This window comes from Lacrimispora amygdalina (genome assembly GCF_900205965.1).
GTDB lineage: Bacteria > Bacillota > Clostridia > Lachnospirales > Lachnospiraceae > Lacrimispora > Lacrimispora amygdalina_A.
In genome coordinates this window covers 41,225-61,472 of sequence record NZ_OAOF01000001.1, presented here as the reverse complement: position 1 = coordinate 61,472, position 20,248 = coordinate 41,225, and the positions used below count along the sequence as shown (strand labels likewise).

Genomic DNA, 20,248 nt, shown 5'->3' with positions numbered 1-20,248 from the left:
AAATTATTATAATTAAAATAAGACATTGAGGGGGAGGCTGATCGTATGAAAATAAGTGCCAGAAATCAGTTAAAGGGAAAAGTGGTAGAGATTGAAACCGGTGCAGTGAACGGGATTGTGACCATAGACATTGGAGGGGGGAATTTCATATCTGCTACAATATCCATGGCCTCAGTAAAGAATCTGAAGCTGGAAGTAGGGTCGGATGCATATGCCATTATAAAGGCAACGTCTGTTATGGTTGGAATTGATTAAGACAGAACAAATGAGGGAGCCGGAAATACGGCTCTTTTTTACTTATCCAGTATAATTTTTAGATAAAACGATTGATTTGTATTAAAATACTGCAAATATGGAGTTTCAGCTTTTAATATTTGTGCATTGTGTTGTATTGAATTCAACTGTAAAAGCATATATAGTGATAGCAACCGAAGTCGTCGACAAAACTTCAGTGTTACTTTTTCATTTTCTATTCACAAAGAGGTGGAATGGCAGGATCTGCGAGAGATCTGCCTTCCGCCTCTTTTTTCATGTAAGGAGGAATTGGCTATGAGACAGGTTGCAATCTATGGAAAAGGCGGTATAGGAAAATCCACAACGACACAGAATCTAACGGCAGGTCTGGCAGAGATGGGAAAGCACATCATGATCGTAGGGTGTGATCCGAAAGCAGATTCCACCAGACTGGTTTTGGGAGGTCTGGCACAGAAGACGGTACTTGATACGCTTCGTGATGAAGGCGATGACATTGAGCTGGATGCAGTTTTAAAGGAAGGCTACGGCAATATCAAGGGAGTGGAATCCGGGGGACCGGAACCAGGCGTTGGCTGTGCAGGCCGCGGAATTATCACTTCCATTAATCTGTTAGAACAGCTGGGAGCCTATACCGACGATCTGGATTATGTATTCTATGATGTTCTTGGTGATGTAGTATGCGGAGGGTTTGCAATGCCGATCCGGGAAGGAAAAGCACAGGAAATCTACATTGTCTGCTCCGGCGAGATGATGGCGCTTTATGCAGCAAATAACATTTCCAAAGGAATTACCAAATATGCAAAGACCGGAGGTGTCCGGCTTGGCGGTCTGATCTGCAACTCCAGAAAGGTAGATAAGGAGCAGGATCTTGTAGAAGCTGTGGCAGCGAAAATCGGCACCCAGATGATACATTTTGTACCTCGTGACAATGCGGTGCAGAGGGCAGAGATCAGAAAAAGAACGGTGATTGATTTTTCTCCTGATGAGCCTCAGGCAGATGAATACCGTACTCTGGCAAGAAAAGTGGATTCCAATGAGATGTTTGTCATTCCCAATCCTATGAAGATTGATGAGCTGGAAGAAATTTTGATGCAGTACGGAGTGATGGACTAAGCAGTCAGGGAGAGGAGAAAATATTATGTTATTGGTGAGAGCGATTATCAGGCCGGAAAAAGCGGATATTGTTATGAAGGAAGCCTCAGAAGCTGGATTTCAGGCAGTGACCAAGATGGATGTATATGGACGGGGCAAACAAAAAGGAATCACGGTAGGAGATGTCCATTACGATGAGATTCCAAAAGAAATGCTGTTATTTTTCTGTAATGATGAAGATAAGGAGGATCTGGTGAGAGTGATTATGAGAACCGCCAGAACTGGAGAGGGTAATTATGGAGATGGACGTATTTTTGTATCTCCCGTAGAGGATGCCTATACGATCAGTACAGGTAAGCAGGGACTTTAGGAGGAACGATTGCTATGAAAGAGGTAATGGCATTTATCCGGGTAAATAAAATAAACCCCACGAAGAAAGCTCTGGCAGAAGGCGGATTCCCTGCATTAACCTGCAGACCGGTATTAGGAAGAGGAAAGAAACGGATTGATCCGGAGCTTCTGACGCTGGTTCTGGAATCCGGAGAGCTTCCCATGACTCCCAAAGGAGAATATTTAACAGAGTCTTTCCGCTGGATTCCAAAACGGCTGGTCACCCTGATTGTAGAAGATCAGCAGGTAAAAGATGTGGTGGATATACTGATAAAAACCAACCAGACAGGAAATCCCGGGGACGGAAAAATATTTGTGCTTCCCATTTATGAAGCTTATACGGTCAGAAGCGGAGAATGCACAAAAGAAGCATATTGACAGGAGGTGAGGGAGATGTCAAAGGAACGAGATTCATTGTTGGATAAATATTCATCCAGAGTATTTAAAAATAGAAAAAGTCACATCACTCAGCTGGAATTTGGTGAAAATCCGGATGAGATTGCGGCTAATACCAGGGCGATACCGGGAATTATCACTGCAAGAGGCTGCTGCTATGCAGGCTGCAAAGGCGTTGTGGTAGGACCTGTGAAGGATACCGTTGTTATTACACACGGACCCATTGGCTGTGCCTTCTATTCCTGGGCAACCAGAAGGAATAAAGCAAAACCTTCCTATGAAGGCGAGCAAAATTTTGTACCTTATTCCTTTTGCACGGATATGAGGGCATCGGATATTGTATTTGGAGGCGAGAAGAAGTTAGAAGCTGGAATCGATGAGATTATGCAGCTGTTCCATCCCAAGTGTATTTTCATCTGCTCAACCTGCCCCATCGGTCTGATTGGTGATGATGTGCAGGCTGTGGCAAGAAGAGTGGAAGAAAAATACGGCATTACAGCCATTGGATATTCCTGCGAGGGATATAAGGGGGTTTCCCAGTCATCCGGTCACCACATTGCCAACAACGGACTGATGCGTTATGTAATCGGAAAAGGGGAAGAGGCGCCCAAGGGTAAATACAGTGTAAATATTTTAGGTGAGTACAACATCGGAGGTGACGGCTGGGAACAGGAACGGATCCTTAAAAAGATTGGTTATGAAGTGGTTTCCGTATTTACCGGTGACGGATCTTACGAGACTTTAAAAAATTCCCATCTGGCGGATTTGAATCTGGTTATGTGCCACCGGTCCATCAATTACATAGCACAGATGATGAAAACCAAATATGGAATTGACTGGCTGAAGGTGAATTTTATTGGAATAGGGGCTACGTCCAAATCACTGCGCATGATGGCAAAATACTTCAATGATCCGGAGCTTACCAGACGCACGGAAGAGGTGATTGCAGAGGAACTGGCGGAAATCAGTGAGGATATGGAGTATTACAAATCAAAATTAAAGGGTAAAACAGCCGGAATCTTTGTAGGAGGCTCCCGTTCCCATCATTATCAGATGCTTTTAAAGGATTTTGGTATGGAAACAACCATTGCAGGCTATGAATTTGCCCACCGGGATGATTATGAGGGACGGGAAATTATTCCTCAGATTAAAGCAGATGCTGATTCTAAAAACATCGAGGAGATTACGGTGGAGAGAGCCGTGGGGTATGAAGACAGATACACTGTGGAAGAGCTGGATATTCTGCGGAAGGAAGGCGTGGAGCTGGATACCTACAGGGGAATGATAAAAGATATGAAAGAAGGTTACATGGTGGTGGATGACTATAACATGTTTGAAACAGACCAGCTGATTGAAGCGTTTAAACCAGACATATTCTTTTCCGGAATTAAAGATAAATATGCGATACAGCATAGCGGAGTTGTATCCCGTCAGATGCATTCCTATGATTACTCCGGACCGTATGCAGGCTTTCGGGGAGCAGTGAATTTTGGAAGAGATATAACCATGAGTCTTTATACAAACGCCTGGTCACTGGTGAAACCGCCGTGGAAAACCATGCCGATGCTAGAAGGAACGTTAGGAGGTGCTGGCTGATGCTTGAATTAACACCAAAAGAAATTATGGAAAACCGCCACATGACCATCAATCCCTGTAAGACCTGTGAACCGGTAGGCGCGATGTTCTGCGCTCTGGGAGCCGAAAAGTGCATGCCCCATTCCCATGGATCCCAGGGGTGCTGTTCCTATCACAGGACGGTGCTGAGCCGGCATTTTAAGGAGCCTGCCATTGCTTCCTCAAGCTCATTTACAGAGGGCGCATCTGTATTCGGAGGACGCAGCAATATCAACACAGCAGTGAAGAACGTTTTTGATATCTATAAACCGGATATTATGGCCATCCATACCACTTGTCTTTCTGAGACCATTGGTGACGACGTTGGTTCCTACATTCTGGATATGGAAGTTCCGGAGGGAAAAACAGTTCTTTATGCAAGTACACCTTCCTACGAAGGGTCTCATATCCAGGGATTTTCCAATATGATGATTGGTTTCATGCGGTATATGACTAAGAAAACAGGAACGCCCAATGGAAAAGTGGCCATTTTCCCAGGCTGGGTCAATCCGGGAGATGACAGGGAGTTAAAACGGATTGCAGGGCTGATGGGTGCAAAATATATTTATTTTCCTGATCATGACGGAACACTGGATCACCCAATGGATGGGAAGAATGAATATTTTCATGACAATGCAGGTACCAAAGCCAAAGATATTGAGGCACTGGGAGATTGTGAAAAGCTGATTTCCATGGGAATCTACTGCTCACTGGAACCATCGGAGCATTTAAAAAAGGAATACAAAGTTCCTTTCTCCAATATTCCAGTTCCTGTGGGCGTCAAGCTGACAGATCAGTTCATACTGGAGCTTCAGAAATTTACAAAGAAAGAGGTTCCAAAGGAGCTGGAGGATGAGCGGGGCAGACTGGTGGATTTAATGCTGGATTCCCATCAGTATGTATATAAGAAGAAAGCCGCCATCTACGGAGATCCTGACATTGTGTATGGATTTACAGCCTTATGCCTGGAACTGGGAATGAGCCCGAAATACATTATTACGGGTACACCAAAAGCCCGTTGGGAGAAAGAGATCAAAGAGCTGATGGATCAGTATGGGGTGGACGAAAGCGAATATATCGTGAAGGCTGATACGGATTTATTCTATCTTCATCAGCTGATTAAAAATGAGCCGGTAGATCTTCTTTTAGGCTCCAGCTATGGAAAACAGATTGCAAAAGCAGAAGATATACCGCTGGTACGTATGGGATTTCCGGTACTGGACCGCTACGGAAATCCAATACAGGCTACTGTGGGATACGCAGGTGCAATCCGCTATACGGAAAAAATAGTAGATGCCATGATGGACCGGCAGGACCGGGATGCGGCTGACGAAGATTTTGATGTAGTTATGTAAATCAGAACGAAAATGGAACCAGGGAGGGAGCCGCCCCCTCCCTATTTCTGTTTAATTGGCAGGGCTTTGAAAGGAGTATGACTATGGAAACGGAGAGCAGCAACAGGAATATATTGGACGCCAGGAGAAGTTCCATTGTTGTAAAAGACGGGTGTAATGGCCTGGGGGGGCAGATTTCATGTGACAGCAACAGTGTATCCGGTTCCGTATCACAGCGGGCCTGTGTATACTGCGGTGCAAGAGTTGTTTTAAATCCCATTACCGATGCCTGGCATATCGTTCATGGCCCAATCGGGTGTTCCAGCTATACCTGGGATATCAGGGGGTCCTTAACCAGCGGGGAGGATATATATAGAAACAGCTTTTCTACGGATTTGCAGGAAACAGATATTATATTCGGCGGAATCAGAAAGCTTGAGGCAGCAGTCGATGAGCTGATGGAGAAAGAAGATAATGTAAAGCTGATATTTATCTATGCCACCTGTATCGTTGGTGTAATCGGAGACGATGTGGAGGCCTTATGCAAGATGAAATCAGAGCAGTATCACATTCCTGTGATTCCTGTAAAGTCTCCCGGCTTTTCCGGTAATAAATCCACCGGCTACCGCATGGCATGTGATGCCATTATGAACGTGCTTCTGCCCCATAAAAGTCAGGAGAAAAGGACTGCCATCAATATACTGGGAGATTTTAATCTGGCAGGAGAAATGTGGATCATCAAGAATTATTTCAGGGAGATCGGGATTGATGTAATCTCAGGTTTTACCGGTGACACCTGCTATGAGGATATGATTGAAGCGCCAAAGGCTGCATTAAATATTGTTCAGTGTGCAGGCTCCAGCACCTATCTGGCAAACCGCATGGAAGAGGAATTTGGCATTCCCTTTATAAAGGTCAGTTTCTTTGGAATTGAAGACACCACCACTTCCTTAATCAGGACAGCTGAGGCACTAGGAAATGAGCTGGCAAGAAAAAAGGCAGTGGAATTTTGTAAGAAGAAAGCGGAGGAGCTGGAGAATTTCTTAGGCCGGTACCGGAAAAACCTGGAGGGGAAAAAAGCCGCCATCTACGTAGGCGGGGGATTTAAGGCAATTTCACTCATCCGGCAGTTTCAGGCCATGGGGATGGAAACTGTGGTGGTCGGTACCCAGACAGGGAAAAAGGAAGATTATGAAGTGATTGAGAGTCTGGTGAAATCTGACACCATTATACTTGATGATGCCAATCCGGCAGAGTTAGAGACCTTCATGAAAGAAAAAGGGGCGGATATTCTGGTGGGAGGTGTAAAGGAAAGACCTCTTGCCTATAAGCTTGGAATCGCATTTTGTGATCACAATCATGAAAGAAAGTTCCCGTTAGCCGGTTTTGAAGGGGTGGTCAATTTCACCATGGAAATCAATAAAAGCATAAACAGTCCGGTATGGGGCTATATCAGCTGACAGAAAGGCGGAGTGACAATGAAAAGTGAAGTAAAACCTCTGGTGAATCTAAATATAAATCCCTGCAAGATGTGTATGCCAATGGGCAGCGCAACTGCATTTTACGGTCTGAAGAACTGTATGACCATTCTTCACGGTTCTCAGGGGTGTGCGACCTACATCCGCCGTCATATGGCGACTCATTACAATGAACCGGTGGATATCGCTTCCTCATCCCTGACCGAGCAGGGAACGGTATACGGAGGCAGTGAAAATTTGAAAAAGGGATTAAAGAATTTAATTGAGCTTTACCATCCGGAAATTATCGGAGTGATGACCACCTGCCTGGCGGAAACCATCGGTGAAGATGTTCCGGGAATACTCCAGTCCTTTCTGGAAGAAAATCCGGGATACAGGGACATCACGCTGATTCCCTGCCATTCCCCCGGATACGGCGGAAGTCAGTATGAGGGATATTTCGCAGCTCTTTTTTCCATTGTATCTTCTATTAAAATGGATGCCGGAAAAAATGATATGGTAAATGTGATCACTGCGCCCATCAGCCCTGCAGATACCAGATATTTAAAGAGGATGCTCTCTCTTTTTGGAATTGATGCCATTCTGCTCCCTGACTTATCTGATAATTTAGACAGTGCTCACGATCCCCATTACAACCGCCTGCCCCATGAGGGAACGGACCTGGCCCGGTTAAAGCAGATGGGTGGAGCAAGATTTACATTGGAATTAACCGCATTTCATCATAAAAATTCAGTGGGAGAATATCTGTATGAAACGTATGGAGTTCCTTATGAGCGGCTGTCCCTGCCGGTGGGGTTAAGAGATACGGATGCATTTTTAGATGCGCTGTCCCGTATTTCGGGGAATGAAATTCCTAAGGAACAAAAAAAAGAGAGAGGGCGCTATTTAGATGCCATGATTGATTCCCACAAATACCATTCCTCCGGAAGAGCCGCCGTATTTGGGGAGCCGGATCTGGTATATTCCACTGTACGTATGATGTGTGAATGCGGAATTATGCCGGTAGTCTGTGGGGTTGGATCGGCATGTCCGGAGCTTGACGGACTGATCAGACCGGAGCTTGAGAATCTTGCCGGTCTGTATCTGGTGGATGAGTATAAAATTGCAGATAAAGCGGATTTTAAGGATATTGAGGATATGGTTCTTACCTATAAAGCAAATATCCTTGCAGGCAGTTCTGACGGCAGACGTATTGCAGAGGATTTACATCTTCCGCTGGTCCGCAGAGGGTTTCCAATTCATGACCATGTGGGCGGTCAGAGGTTAAAGATGATGGGCTATGAAGGCTCCGTGGAATATATGGATGAGATTGCAAACCAGCTCATTGATACAGTTGAAACCACATTCCGTGAGACCTTATATAACACATACTACAAAGATACAGCCATTGATCATAAAAAGGTTCCGGAATCTGCAGAGGAGATTATGAAACGCAAGACAAAGGAGCACCCCTGCTATAACTGCCAGGCACATCAGTTTGCCAGAATCCATCTTCCGGTAGCCCCCGCCTGTAACGTTCAGTGCGGTTACTGTGTAAGAAAATTTGACTGTCCCAATGAAAGCCGTCCTGGAGTCACTTCTGCTATTTTATCACCGGAGGAAGCACTTAAGCGGTATCTGTCGGTGAAGGAAAAAATGCCGAACTTAACCGTGGTGGGCATAGCCGGACCGGGAGAAGCCCTGGAAAACTGGGAAAATGTGAAAAAAGTGTTTGAACTCATAAGGAAGCAGAATCCGGAAGTGACCTTCTGTCTTTCCACCAATGGACTGAAGCTTCCCCAGTATGCCGGTGAACTAAAAGAACTGGGAGTTTCCCATGTAACAGTAACCATGAACGCGGTGGATCCCCATATCAGCGGACAGATGTATCAGTATATCCGGTTCATGGGCAGGGAATACACCGGCGATGCGGCAGGAGCTCTCATGGTGGCAAACCAGCTTGCGGGAATCAGGCTTCTAATTGCCAATGGTATATTGGTAAAAGTCAATATCGTAACAGTGAAGGGAATCAATGACAGTCATGTACCGGAGGTGGTAAAGATTGTGAAATCACTGGGCTGCTTTATCACCAATATTATGCAGATGATTCCGGTAAAGGGAAGCGCGCTGGAGCATGTGGAGCCAGTTTCAAACAAGCAGCTAAATGAGATCAGAAAGCAGTGTGAAGAGATCATGCCCCAGATGTATCACTGCCAGCACTGCAGGGCAGATGCAGTGGGAACGTTAACGGATGATAAATCCATACAATTAAAAGGATTCCTTGGGGAGGAAAAGCAGGTTTTTGTTCCTGTTTCAAAAAGCTACCGGTTTGCAGTCGCTTCCAAAAGCGGAGTTATAGTCGATACCCACTTCGGTCATGCAAAGGAATTTTATTTATATGACTACAGGAACGGGGAAGTCCGGTTTGCTGGAAAACGTAATGTGGAACAGTATTGCCAGGGGGAAGAGGAATGCGGGGAGAAAGAGGATAAAATAGAACGGATTATAGCTGCTTTAAATGGCTGCAACGGAGTCATTGCCATGCGCATCGGCATGGAGCCCACCAAAAAGCTGGCAAAACTGGGGATAAAGCCGGTGAATACATATGACATGATTGAAGATGCGGTAAAAAAAGCGGCGGAAGCCATGTAAGAGGAGGAGAAAAATGGTACAGCCAAAATATCATGTATTTATCTGCACAAGCTGCAGAATCAACGGAACACAAAAAGGGATGTGCTACCAGAAAGGTGGGGTGGACTTAATCCAGGCTTTTATGCAGGAGATTGAAGACAGGGACTTATCCGGAGAGGTGGTAATAAACAATACCGGCTGTTTTGGAATCTGTGATAAGGGTCCCGTTGTGGTGGTGTATCCGGAGGGAGTCTGGTATGGCAATGTATCCGCAGATGATGTAGAACGAATTTTTGATGAGCACTTTGAGGGAGGGAAGCCGGTTGGGGATTTGATCATTTAATACCTGTTATGATACGGCAGGGAGCACTGGGAAAAGGAGGGGCTGCTTTTGATTAGAATCATTGATGCCACACTGACTATGCTGGAGGAATATCCGTTAAAAAGGGAGCTTATTTTTGATTTTGCACAGACGTTAGAGAGTCTTTGCATATGGGGAGCCGTGTTAACTCCCAAAATCTATCAGCTGATGCAGGGGGATTTACCCAAGGGAATCACCTGGTATATGGAACTTCCGAATTCGTCGGATAGCTGGAAATATCCCGGAATTGAGTATTTTCTCTCCTCTTTTTGTAATGGGACAGGGAAATATATTCGCAATATTCAGATCAATGATGTATCGGAGCTGCGAGGGCTGGAAAGTGCCAGCCCGGACAATAAATTAAGGCTTACGGGTCTGGACGATTTACTGATCTACGAAAGCCGTGATATTTACGAACGGGGAATGAAGCTTTTAATTCAGGCTTCTCCCATTCTGTATCCGGAAAATTCCTGTTTTTGTGCTTCTGCCATTGCAGCGGATTACTTACAAAATCACCATAACGGTACAGTGATGACCACATTTACCGGAATTGGCAACAAGGCAGCAACGGAGCAGGTCATTCTGGCCATGAGAGTGGTGGAACGTTATAAACCCAACAACAGCTTTGAGAAACTGGCCGACTTACGAAACATCTTTGAAGCCATGACCAATACACAGATACCAGGTCATACTCCTGTTATCGGAAGAAAGATCTTTTATATAGAATCTGGACTGCATGTTGACGGAGTTTTGAAAAAACCATCTAATTACGAGTCGTTTCCACCGGAACTTGTGGGAGCATCAAGGAAAGTGATTTTGGGAAAACATTCCGGCGGAATGTCGATCCGGTATAAATTGAAACAGTACCAGATGGAAGAACGCTATCCGGTTGAGCATCTTCTGGAAATGGTTAAAAGGCTCAGCATTAAGAAGGGCGGGGAAGTAACTGATGAAGAGTTTTTAACAATGATGAGTGAGTGTGATAAGTATGAAAAGGCGAATCAAAATAGTTGATACCACTCTTCGGGATGGCGAACAGTGCCCGGGTGTCGTATTTTCTCCTTCTGATAAGGTGCGTCTGGCATTGTTCCTGGACAGCATTGGCGTTTCAGAAATCGAAGCGGGGATTTACGACGTGGGGACAGAAGGCGTTCATTATATCAGCGAAATCATGAAAAAGAAAAAACAGGCAGTCATTTCGTTGTGGTCCAGATTGAATCCCGGGAATGTGGAAGAGTCCGCAAGGCAGAAGCCGGACTTAATTCATGTCGGGACCCCTGTGTCTTATGCGCAGATCTATAATAAGATCGGGAAAAATAAAAAATGGATTGAAAATACTCTGCAGGAGTGTATTCAGGTTGCCAGGGATTATCAGATTCCCATAACGGTAGGTCTGGAAGATGCTTCAAGGGCAGATGTGGCTTTTTTGGTTTCGCTGGTCCGGCTGATGAAGCGGCAGGGCGTAGAGACCATACGCCTTGCAGATACAGTTGGAGTATTATTCCCCAGAAGGGCAGGAGAACTGGTACGGGAAATGAAACAGACCGGAATTACCATAGAGGTACATGAGCACAATGATTTCGGAATGGCAGTGGCTAACTCCATGGTTATGGCACTGGCAGGAGCAGATATGGTGGATGGAACACTGCTTGGCATTGGAGAGCGGGCAGGAAACTGCAATCTCTATGAATTTATTCATAGTGCGGCCCGTAAATTTGATTTAAGTGTCAGCAGCCTGGATATAAAAAAGGGGGAAAATTTATTAAAATCCATAATGTCAGGGGGAAAGAGGAATGATCCGGGAGATTCAATTTGAAGATGGCAGGAGAAAACTGGCGGAAGGAATTAAGAGTCTATGCCGTGTCCTCTCCTGTGAGGGGCAGATTCTGGTAAATGGGACTTACAGCTTTTCTGCTGCAGAGGTGGCAGGAACGCTGGAGGGCCGGGATTTATATGTAAACCAGGGAATCCGGCTGGCTGCCGCAGCAATTGGTGAGATCAACCAGACCGCAGGATGCGGCACCGGTGAGTCTGCACGTATGGCAAATCAGCTTTTATCCTATTGTGAGAAAAAAGCGGCGGCTGGAATCAGTCCGGTCCTCCTTGCAAAGGAGATTAAACTGGCAGCTAATGCACTGGAGGCCTATGTCATTCATAATGCTGTTCCTGCAACTGATGAAAGTGTTGATCTGGTGGAAGAGATCACAAATGACCGGGAGACCGCCCAAATGGTGATAGAGGGGGCAAAAGAGGGGGAGCTGGTTGTAAAAGATTCCATGTATGCAGATACAAGGCTGGAAATTACAAGAGGAATGCGTCTTGACGGAAGCCTGTCTGTCGGGACAGAAGGTACAGTAACGGATGTACTGGTTTTGATTGTGAAAACTCCTATCACTTCTTTTGCCAGTCTGTATCCCCTTCTTCAAAAGACAGAGCCGCAGAATTTATTAATACTGGCTGACGGAATAGAGGGGGAAGCTCTGACCCTTCTTAATGCAAATATAAAGCAGAACCGCATTCATGTGAGAGCCATGAAGGCACCTGGTATGGGCAGGAGAAAGGATGATATTTTAGAGGACGCCGCAGTATATGCGGATACGGTGGTGTTTGACGGTATCTACCCCTGCAGTCTGGAGGATATTTCGCCCGCTATGCTGGGACGGGTAAAAATGGTGACAGCTGCCGGCTCCTATACGGTTATGGAGGGAAATCCGGATAGCAGCCGGACAGTAAGGCGGACCCAGACCATAATGGAGCGGATCCGGGATCCCCAGACCAATTACTATGATAAGCAGAAATTAAGAGAAAGAATTGCCGGGTTAATGGGCTGTGTTCCTGTGATTTATGCTGGAGGATATACCACCGTACAGGCAAAGGAGGAAAAACGGAGAATCGAATCCGCAGTGGCTTATTATCAGACAATTAAACAGTATGGACTATTGAAAAAAGAGGATTTAAACCGCTTTTTGGCCGGATCAGAAGCAGAACGTTTTTTGTCGGAGTCCATGAAGCAAAGCTTTAAAAAAGAGGAAATCAGCGCATATCTCCTGATTCTGATGATACAAAAAATCTGCGGACTGATTGTTATGTGGCTGACAACCGGCGCAGTTATGGTGAGCACCGGATATGACAGAGAGGATCTGGAACTGATAAAAAGCGGAGTGGACATAGAAAGGTTAAGGGGCTGATATGAAGATCAAAAATGTGAAGCTGAAGCCCGGGTTTACGTTAAAAGAACTTGGAGGGGAATTTTGTATATTTGATGAGAGAGACAGTCAGTGTGGTTCCCTAAACGGTCTGCCTTCGGTAAATGAAATCTGTATTTTTTTATGGAACAGCCTGGAGAGAGGAGCAGGAGTGGGGGAGCTGATTACTCTGTTATCTGAGGAAAAAAATATTGACGAGGAAGATGCCAGACTGGAACTGGAGGAATTTCTTGCAAAACTGATCCATGGAAATATAGTTGAGGTGGAAGGATAAAGGAGGATCGTGCAGATGGATAAAATAGCGGTGATCAGCAGAAATCAGGAACTGGTTCCTTTTTTGGACTGCAATCAGGTAGTGATTTATGAAAAGAAGGAAGGGCAGTGGCTGGCAGTAAGGAACAATTCCTTTCCTGCTATAAAAGGAAAAACCATTGGGGAGCTGAGAGCAGAAACCGAAGCAGTCCGGATCCTTACCGGGGATGCAAAAGCAGTACTGTGCAGAGAGCTTTCCGGTATTCCCTTTTCGGTATTTAACCAGAGAGGATACTGCATCTTTTGTGGAGATAAAGCGGACCAGGAAACCTTTGACGGAATGGTAAAGGATATGGAAGAAAGTGATGAGAAGCGCAGAAGGAAAGAAGAAATAATTAAAAATGCAGGTCCTGTGGAAACAGAAACTCCCGGAATCTACTATCTGGATCTGGTTCAGCTTCAAAAAGAGTGTCCGGATATTTCCTCTAAAAAGGCACTTTTAACCTTTCTTTCCAATATTCCATTTCTCGAACTGCACCTTGTCTGTGCCCATATTCCGCCATGGCTGGAAGCAGATACGTCATTTGAAAAAAAAATTCGCCAGAAAGAGGGCGGAATACAGGTAACAGTAACCAGAAAACAGTGTTAACATGAGGTGAAAGAGATGAAAAATTATATGGTAATAGATGCAAGAACACTTCAGACTGCTTATGGCATTCTCGGAGGTGTGGATTCCTTTCTTTGTCATCCGGATGGAGAGCTTTCCGGCGTAACGCTTTCTGAAAAAAATATGATTGTTACACAGGCAGGTGAGCTGATTCCGGCTTATACAGAAAATGGAAGAAGAAAAAAGAAGCCGTCCGTGGAATTTGATAAGCAGGGAATGGTGGTCAGTGTGGCACTGGAAGAGCAGCAGGAGGTTGTTACTCCCATTGGAGAGCTTCCAGCAGAGCTGATCAAATTTTATCCCACAGGAGAGCTTCACCGGATATTTGTTCTCGATGGGCAGATCAGCGGTTTCTGGACAGAGGAAGATGAACGGGAGCTGAACATATCATTGACCTTCGATCTTGGTTTTACAGAATTTCAGGCAATGATTAACGGTCTTTGCTTTTATAAAAGCGGAGATATTAAAAGCATTACTTTATTTCCGGGAGAAAGGGCAGAGATCCAGACACCTTTGGGAAAGGTGGATACAAAGGTAGGGCTGTCGCTGTATGAGTCAGGAAGTTTAAAATCAGTGGAACCGGCAGACCCTGTTCTGGTATCAACTCCCCTTGGTACAATCACTGCATTTGATCCGGATCAGATCGGAATTAACGCAGACAGTAATTCTCTTACGTTTACAGAAGACGGAGAGATTAAGGCACTTATTACCTGTGATCACTCCATCTATGTCCAGACGGAGGAGGGAGTGATGAAAAAATATTCTCCCCATATAAAGCCCCATCCCCTCTATGATGATATTCTTACCGTATCTGGAATCAAAGTGGAGTTTTTTCAGGAATCAGGGGAAGTGATGATTGAGAAAGACCGGTTTGACTTAAAGTCCTGCGGCTTTACCTTAGAGCCGTTTGCCCGGCCCGGAATGCACTGCAGTCCGTCCGACTGTGCTAACTGCTCCCTGTGTAATAAAGCAATGAGGGAATAAAGAAGGGAACTGCCGATTTTTCGGCGGTTCCCCTTTTTATACTTTTTATTCTGATTTCGCAGCAGCATACTCAGTCTCACAGGCAGCAGCTTTCGCATGTGTGCCTTTTCCAAGAACCGTGGTATAGCAAAAGGTACCAAAGCAGACAGCAGCAAACAAAATTCCGATTGGATAAGCGATTGTAGTGGAAATTTTCAGTCCTTCCTTTGCCATGAGTATGTAGGTACTTGAAACGGCTGACATAAAGGTTGCAGGAAGCACTGTGATCCAGTAAAACCTTTTTTTGCGGTACAGATAAACGCTTGCAGTCCACAGTGCAATCATAGCCAGTGTCTGATTGCTCCAGGAGAAGTATCTCCAAACGATCTGAACATCAAACTGTGTTAATACGGATCCCACTGCCAGAAGCGGTACAGTGAGGATCAGCCGGTTCTTTATAGGCTTCTGGTCAAGTTTAAACCAGTCTGACAAGGTCAGACGTGCACTCCGGTAAGCAGTGTCAGCAGAAGAGATGGGGCATGCTATGACTCCGATCATAGCGATAACGGCGCCAACAGGTCCAAGGAGCTTAAAGCAGATTTCATAGACGACGCTGGACTGTCCATTTCCAAGTGCTGTTAACAGACCGCCGGTTCCGTCATAAAAAGCAACCCCTGCGGCAGCCCAGATCAGTGCAATAACACCTTCTGCAACCATGGCACCGTAAAACACTTTTCGTCCGTCCGCTTCATTGGTGAGGCATCGTGCCATCAAAGGAGACTGGGTGGCATGAAAACCGGATATGGCACCACAGGCAACGGAGATAAACATGGTGGGCCAGATCGGTGTTCCGGCAGGATGAAGATTGGAAAGTGTGATTTCCGGAATGTGATAACCCTGAAACAGTATGGCTCCTCCAACACCCAGAGCCATTACAATCAGGCAGATTCCAAAGAAGGGATAGATTTTACCGATCACCTTATCAATGGGAACAAAGGTTGCAACAAAATAGTAAATCAGTACAACTGCAAGCCAGAATCTGGAATTTAACACATGGGGGGTCAGCATAGCCAGGAGGTTTGCAGGACCCGTAGAAAAGGTCACACCTACCAGAACAAGAAGGACCACGGAAAATACACGCATGATCTGCTTCATGACGGTGCCCAGATAGGAACCGGTCAGCTCTGATACACTGGCGCCTTTATGCCGCATGGACATCATACCAATCATGTAATCATGTACACCGCCGCCTAAAAGAGTACCGAAGGTGATCCATAAAAATACACTGGGACCCCAGCAGGCTCCGGCGAGAGCTCCGAAGATGGGACCCAGTCCGGCGATATTTAACAGCTGGATTAAAAAAATGCGTGGAGTTCCCATGGGAACATAGTCGCTTCCATCCGTCATAGCCAGAGCCGGTGTTTCTCTGTCATCGGGGCCAAAGACCTTTTCTGCAATTCTGCTGTAGAAGAAATAACCTGCAATCAGCAGAAACAGACATAAAAAGAAACTTATCATATACCTACCTCCTAATATTGAAAAATCTTCTCATTACCATTTATTATAGTTAAATGTGTATAATAATAAAGAAAAAATGGATGAAAAGCAGGTATATATGCATAAACGGCAGCTAAATACCGATGATCTGCCGCAGCTGTTTGATTTTTTCTCTTCCAATTGGAAGGATTTCCTTTTCAAATCCCTGCATTTTAACAGCCATACTGTTGTTTGCCCAGGGAAACAGTTCAGAAATATAATTCAGATTAATCAGGTAGCTTTTGTGGATACGGAAGAAACCGCAGGAGGAAAGACGCTTCTCGTATTCACCCAGCAGCTGGTTTTCCGTGTAATCCCTGGTAACTGTGTGGAGAATACAGCTTCTGCAGCAGGTTTCTATGAAGACAATCTGTCTGATATCAAGAAGTATAATAGTCCGGCTGACACTTATGGGAAGCTTGTGGGACGGAAACAGCTCCTTTTTTTGTTCTCCTTCCAGATCATGTCTGCATTTTTCAAGAATCCTGCGCAGCCGTTCCGGATCAAACGGTTTTAAAATGTAGTTATTCACACCCAGTTCGAATGCCTGAACGGCATATTGGGAATATGCAGTTGCAAAAATGATCTGGGCATGGGGGAGCATACGTCTGGCGGCCGCAGCCAGTGTAGTTCCTTCCATATCATTTAAACTGATATCCAGAAAAAGAATATCAAAGAGGTGATGGCCAAACAGCTCCAGTGCTGATTTACCGCTGTCTCCTTCCATGATTTCACTTTCTGGGCAGATCGAAAGTATCTGATGTATCAATTCTTTTCTTGCCGGCCGTTCATCGTCAATGACTGCGATTTTCATAATTAATCCCCCCGTTGTCAATAGTTAATTCACGTTCTCTTGCTGCACCATATTCCCCTTCATAGCGGGGATCAGGATCGGCTGGAATGGTAAAATAGAGTTCAGAACCAGAATTGGAGCTTTGGATCTGAAGACCATGCTCCTGGCCATAGATACTTTTTAACCGTTTATGTACATTTTCCATTCCGAAACCGCCGTAATGTTCCCCATTATATAACTGGTGTATGATCGTCTCAGGAATTCCGGGCCCATTGTCGGAAACGGAGATTTTTATAAGATGTTCCTCCATTCGGGCGCAGATGGATACGTAGCGGTTTCCGCTTTTATCAAAACCATAACGTACCGCATTTTCAACTAGAGGCTGCAGAATGAAAGCCGGAAGAAAACAGCTTATTTGCAAGTCGTTCTTAATTTCCGTATGAAGTTTCTCTTCAAATCTGGCTTTCTCCAGCTCTAAATAGCTGGTTACGTGATGAAGCTCTGTTTTCAGTGTATGCATATAAGAATTATTCTCCAGTGTCTGACGGTAATACGAGGACAGGGTAAGAAGAAGTTCTCTTGCCCGGTCCGGATTCTCCCGGCAGACATAGGAGATGGTGTTAAGAGAATTATAAAGAAAATGGGGATTCACCTGAGACTGGAGTGCCCGAAATTCGGCTTTGCGCCGCAGCTTTTTCTGGTATTCCAGCTCCGAAAGCTCAAACTGGGTGGAGAAAAGCCTTGCCAGTTCCGAGGCGAAATTTAAATCAGACTGGGACTGCTGCCAGTGTTTCTTAAAAATCATGGTCAGGCTCCCGGTAATCTGGTTCATCTCAATAATGGGAGCAGCTACTATCATATGGTTTTTTAGTATTGTATATAAAGGATCCCCTTTTCCAGCATAATGGAAAACAGTTGGTTTCCTGTCATGAGTCGAAGTAAGTATGGGAGGAAGAACTGTATCCTCTTCCATATCCTCCAGTTCTGAACTGGTTTTTATACCCAGTACCTTCCGGGTATCCGTGATCAGTATTCCGGAGCAGGAGGTGGACTGAAAGATAATTTCGGCAGCTGCCTGCATATCCGGGGTGCTGTGTAAGCCTTTGCTAAGATGGGGGAGACTTTGCTCCACGATTCCAAGTGCCAGCCGCATCCGTTCGGCAAACTGGCTGTCTTCTTCTATAAATACCATATTAAATGTGCCTAGAAATATCAGCATACCCAATGCGTTCATTGTCATCATCGGGAGTGAAATCACCTTTATAAGCTGCACTGCGGCAGTAAATGGCCGTGAAATGAGAAGAATGATCACCATCTGTAAAAGCTCAACAAAAAAGGTGAGAAAAAACACACCGGCACTGTCCATTTTACCTGCCTTAAAACGCCGGGAGAATAATGAGCCTGCAATACCCTCTACCAGCGTGGAGATGGCACAGGCCGTGGCGGTAAAACCACCTATGTCAAAGAGATAGCGGTGAGCTGCGCCAATAACAGCAGCTCCCATTCCCACATATGGACCGCCTAAAAGCCCGGCAGCCAGCACGCCGATCACGCGGGTGTTGACAATGGCCCCCTGAGCCCGGACGCCTGTATAGGTGGATATGATGCTGATGGAGCCAAAGATCACGGCCAGCATGACCCCACACCCGGCAGAATGCTGATCGTACAGGAGCATTCTGCGGACTATGGGAATTTTGGTCAGCAGTGTTGCAATCAGGACAAGAAGACCGATATTTAACAAAAGACTGAAGAACATAGCAGTGGACATAAGTTTCCTCCTATACTGGCTGTTTCATAACTGGTATTATTATATCAGATATTGCGTAAAAATACAGTGTGTTGTTTCCTGGCATTCTACCGATGGACACTTGCATTTATTTTTTCCATTTTATATAATGGCAGTAAAAGATGTATTGATTGGAGGAAAGCCAAATGAAATTATTTATAAAATATATATCAATTATACTGGCAATCTATCTGCTTTCATTTGTATTTAACACAATTTATATCGGAAGCCTGTCCGCACTGCTTATTATGGGAATGGTGCTTTTGCTTGTGAACTTTATTGTAAGGCCGATTCTATTACTCATTACATTACCGGTCAATCTATTGACACTGGGTTTATTCAGCTTTATTGTAAATGCCTGGACGATTATGATTGCCGATTCTTTGGTGGGAAATATCAGCATGGGCGGTTTTCTTAACTCGCTGTTTGCAGCTTTTATTATTACTATTTTAAACAATCTGTTTCAGGATAAGGATTAAATACCAGGAAAAAGACAGGACTTAAATCCCGGGATAAGGATTCAAGTCCTGTCTTTTTCTATGGTTCTAATACTTGACACCCTTCCAATAGAGTGGCTTATACACATTGGCCTCCTCAGGCAGAGACACATCTTTCATCGCCCAGCGGCAGAATTCCTCAAATCCGGTCCGGTCCACGATATAACCGATGTGTTCCTTCCCGCCGGGAGCAGTAGTATCAATGTATTTTGTCACATAATCATAGGTATTGAGAATAATTTTTAAAATGCTGTCCTCATCTGCCCATTTAATGAAATCCTCGCCCATACGGGGATTTTTCTTTCCGGTTCGTCCAAGAAGTGTGAGACGGTAAAACTTTTCCTGGCTTCTGGTCCATGCCCTGGTCGGGCAGGCAAGCACACATTCCCCGCAGCCAATACAGGTCTCATGATTGCGTGTCACCTTGCAGTTTACCGTTTCGAGAGCTCCCGTAGACTTCCGTTTGCATGCCTTTACACACGCACCGCAGTTGACGCAGCGGTCAGCATCGTAGTGGGGAAGTGTCATCCCCATAATACCGAAATCGTGCATCCGCACTTTGGCACAGTCATTAGGACAGCCGGTCAGTGCGATTTTAAAATGAAGATTGTTGGGGAAAACTGCTTTCTCTATTTTTTTTGCCAGAGCCGCTGTGTTATAGCAGGCATAGGGGCAGACGTTATTGCCGATGCATGCGGTAATATTGCGGGTTCCGGCTGCACTGTAGCCCTGTCCTTTCTCCCCCTGGTTAATATCCAGACCTTCAATAATCGGCTGAAGGAGGGCATTGACCTTTGGAATATCCGCAAATGGTATTCCAGGGATCTCAAATCCCTGCCTGGAGGTAATGTGAACGGTTCCGTTTCCGTAGGTATCCGCAATATTCTGAATCATTGGTAAGAATCTGGCCTCTAAGTGACCGCCGGGAACCCGGATGCGGGAGGCGGTAAGACCTCTGTGCTTTGTGACCCGGAAAGCATTTTTTTTCAGTTCCTTTGTGTTTGTATCCATAAGACAT

At 45.2% G+C, this 20,248-nt stretch carries 20 protein-coding genes; 16 read left to right on the top strand and 4 right to left on the bottom strand.

Features of this window, described 5'->3' with window-relative positions; genetic code table 11:
* The first annotated feature begins 45 nt into the window (after positions 1-45).
* From CRO04_RS00285 to CRO04_RS00215, 15 genes are all read left to right on the top strand, one after another.
* Positions 46-255: a TOBE domain-containing protein gene (locus CRO04_RS00285; protein ID WP_097002239.1), complete on the top strand. Its 210-nt coding sequence runs from the start codon at positions 46-48 to the stop codon at positions 253-255.
* A gap of 288 nt (positions 256-543) precedes the next feature.
* Positions 544-1,368 (top strand): nitrogenase iron protein, encoded by an 825-nt coding sequence (nifH, locus tag CRO04_RS00280; protein WP_346919204.1) that lies wholly within the window; start codon positions 544-546, stop codon positions 1,366-1,368.
* A 25-nt stretch (positions 1,369-1,393) separates the two neighbouring features.
* Entirely contained in the window at positions 1,394-1,717 is a 324-nt protein-coding gene (locus tag CRO04_RS00275) for a P-II family nitrogen regulator (protein ID WP_097002237.1), read from the top strand.
* A gap of 14 nt (positions 1,718-1,731) precedes the next feature.
* A complete protein-coding gene (locus CRO04_RS00270; RefSeq protein ID WP_097002236.1) occupies positions 1,732-2,115 on the top strand; it encodes a P-II family nitrogen regulator in 384 nt (127 codons plus the stop codon).
* Positions 2,116-2,130: 15 nt separating this feature from the next.
* Positions 2,131-3,729 carry a nitrogenase component I subunit alpha gene (locus CRO04_RS00265; protein WP_097002235.1) on the top strand — a complete coding sequence of 533 codons (1,599 nt, stop codon included), beginning with the start codon at positions 2,131-2,133 and terminating at the stop codon, positions 3,727-3,729.
* Complete coding sequence (locus tag CRO04_RS00260) at positions 3,729-5,102, top strand: nitrogenase component 1 (protein WP_097002234.1); 1,374 nt, start codon at positions 3,729-3,731, stop codon at positions 5,100-5,102. The genes CRO04_RS00265 and CRO04_RS00260 overlap by 1 nt, the downstream gene beginning before the upstream one ends.
* A gap of 83 nt (positions 5,103-5,185) precedes the next feature.
* Complete coding sequence (gene nifE, locus CRO04_RS00255) at positions 5,186-6,541, top strand: nitrogenase iron-molybdenum cofactor biosynthesis protein NifE (protein WP_097002233.1); 1,356 nt, start codon at positions 5,186-5,188, stop codon at positions 6,539-6,541.
* 18 nt (positions 6,542-6,559) lie between these two features.
* Entirely contained in the window at positions 6,560-9,190 is a 2,631-nt protein-coding gene (locus tag CRO04_RS00250; RefSeq protein ID WP_097002232.1) for a nitrogenase component 1, read from the top strand.
* A gap of 13 nt (positions 9,191-9,203) precedes the next feature.
* Positions 9,204-9,512 (top strand): 2Fe-2S ferredoxin, encoded by a 309-nt coding sequence (locus CRO04_RS00245; protein WP_097002231.1) that lies wholly within the window; start codon positions 9,204-9,206, stop codon positions 9,510-9,512.
* A 48-nt stretch (positions 9,513-9,560) separates the two neighbouring features.
* Complete coding sequence (locus tag CRO04_RS00240) at positions 9,561-10,544, top strand: hypothetical protein (protein ID WP_097002230.1); 984 nt, start codon at positions 9,561-9,563, stop codon at positions 10,542-10,544.
* Entirely contained in the window at positions 10,519-11,346 is an 828-nt protein-coding gene (locus tag CRO04_RS00235) for a homocitrate synthase (protein WP_097002229.1), read from the top strand. The genes CRO04_RS00240 and CRO04_RS00235 overlap by 26 nt, the downstream gene beginning before the upstream one ends.
* On the top strand, positions 11,324-12,718 hold the full coding sequence (locus tag CRO04_RS00230; protein WP_097002228.1) for a hypothetical protein: 1,395 nt from the start codon (positions 11,324-11,326) through the stop codon (positions 12,716-12,718). Before CRO04_RS00235 ends, CRO04_RS00230 begins: the two co-directional genes overlap by 23 nt.
* Before the next feature lies 1 nt (position 12,719).
* Complete coding sequence (locus CRO04_RS00225; protein WP_097002227.1) at positions 12,720-13,010, top strand: PqqD family protein; 291 nt, start codon at positions 12,720-12,722, stop codon at positions 13,008-13,010.
* A gap of 15 nt (positions 13,011-13,025) precedes the next feature.
* Positions 13,026-13,637: a Fe-only nitrogenase accessory AnfO family protein gene (locus CRO04_RS00220; protein ID WP_097002226.1), complete on the top strand. Its 612-nt coding sequence runs from the start codon at positions 13,026-13,028 to the stop codon at positions 13,635-13,637.
* Between the two features lie 15 nt (positions 13,638-13,652).
* A complete protein-coding gene (locus CRO04_RS00215) occupies positions 13,653-14,639 on the top strand; it encodes a hypothetical protein (RefSeq protein ID WP_097002225.1) in 987 nt (328 codons plus the stop codon).
* A 45-nt stretch (positions 14,640-14,684) separates the two neighbouring features.
* On the opposite strand, the gene CRO04_RS00210 is transcribed toward CRO04_RS00215, so the two are convergent.
* From CRO04_RS00210 to CRO04_RS00200, 3 genes are all read right to left on the bottom strand, one after another.
* Entirely contained in the window at positions 14,685-16,136 is a 1,452-nt protein-coding gene (locus CRO04_RS00210; protein WP_097002224.1) for a carbon starvation protein A, read from the bottom strand.
* 112 nt (positions 16,137-16,248) lie between these two features.
* Entirely contained in the window at positions 16,249-16,968 is a 720-nt protein-coding gene (locus CRO04_RS00205; protein ID WP_097002223.1) for a LytR/AlgR family response regulator transcription factor, read from the bottom strand.
* Positions 16,949-18,715 carry a LytS/YhcK type 5TM receptor domain-containing protein gene (locus CRO04_RS00200; protein WP_097002222.1) on the bottom strand — a complete coding sequence of 589 codons (1,767 nt, stop codon included), beginning with the start codon at positions 18,713-18,715 and terminating at the stop codon, positions 16,949-16,951. The genes CRO04_RS00205 and CRO04_RS00200 overlap by 20 nt, the downstream gene beginning before the upstream one ends.
* Before the next feature lie 164 nt (positions 18,716-18,879).
* Between CRO04_RS00200 and CRO04_RS00195 the strand changes: the two genes are divergently transcribed.
* Positions 18,880-19,212, top strand: a complete 333-nt coding sequence (locus CRO04_RS00195) for a phage holin family protein (RefSeq protein WP_097002221.1) — start codon at positions 18,880-18,882, stop codon at positions 19,210-19,212.
* A 66-nt stretch (positions 19,213-19,278) separates the two neighbouring features.
* Here the strand turns inward: CRO04_RS00195 and asrC are convergent, their stop codons facing one another.
* Complete coding sequence (asrC, locus tag CRO04_RS00190) at positions 19,279-20,241, bottom strand: sulfite reductase subunit C (RefSeq protein WP_097002220.1); 963 nt, start codon at positions 20,239-20,241, stop codon at positions 19,279-19,281.
* Positions 20,242-20,248 lie beyond the last annotated feature (7 nt).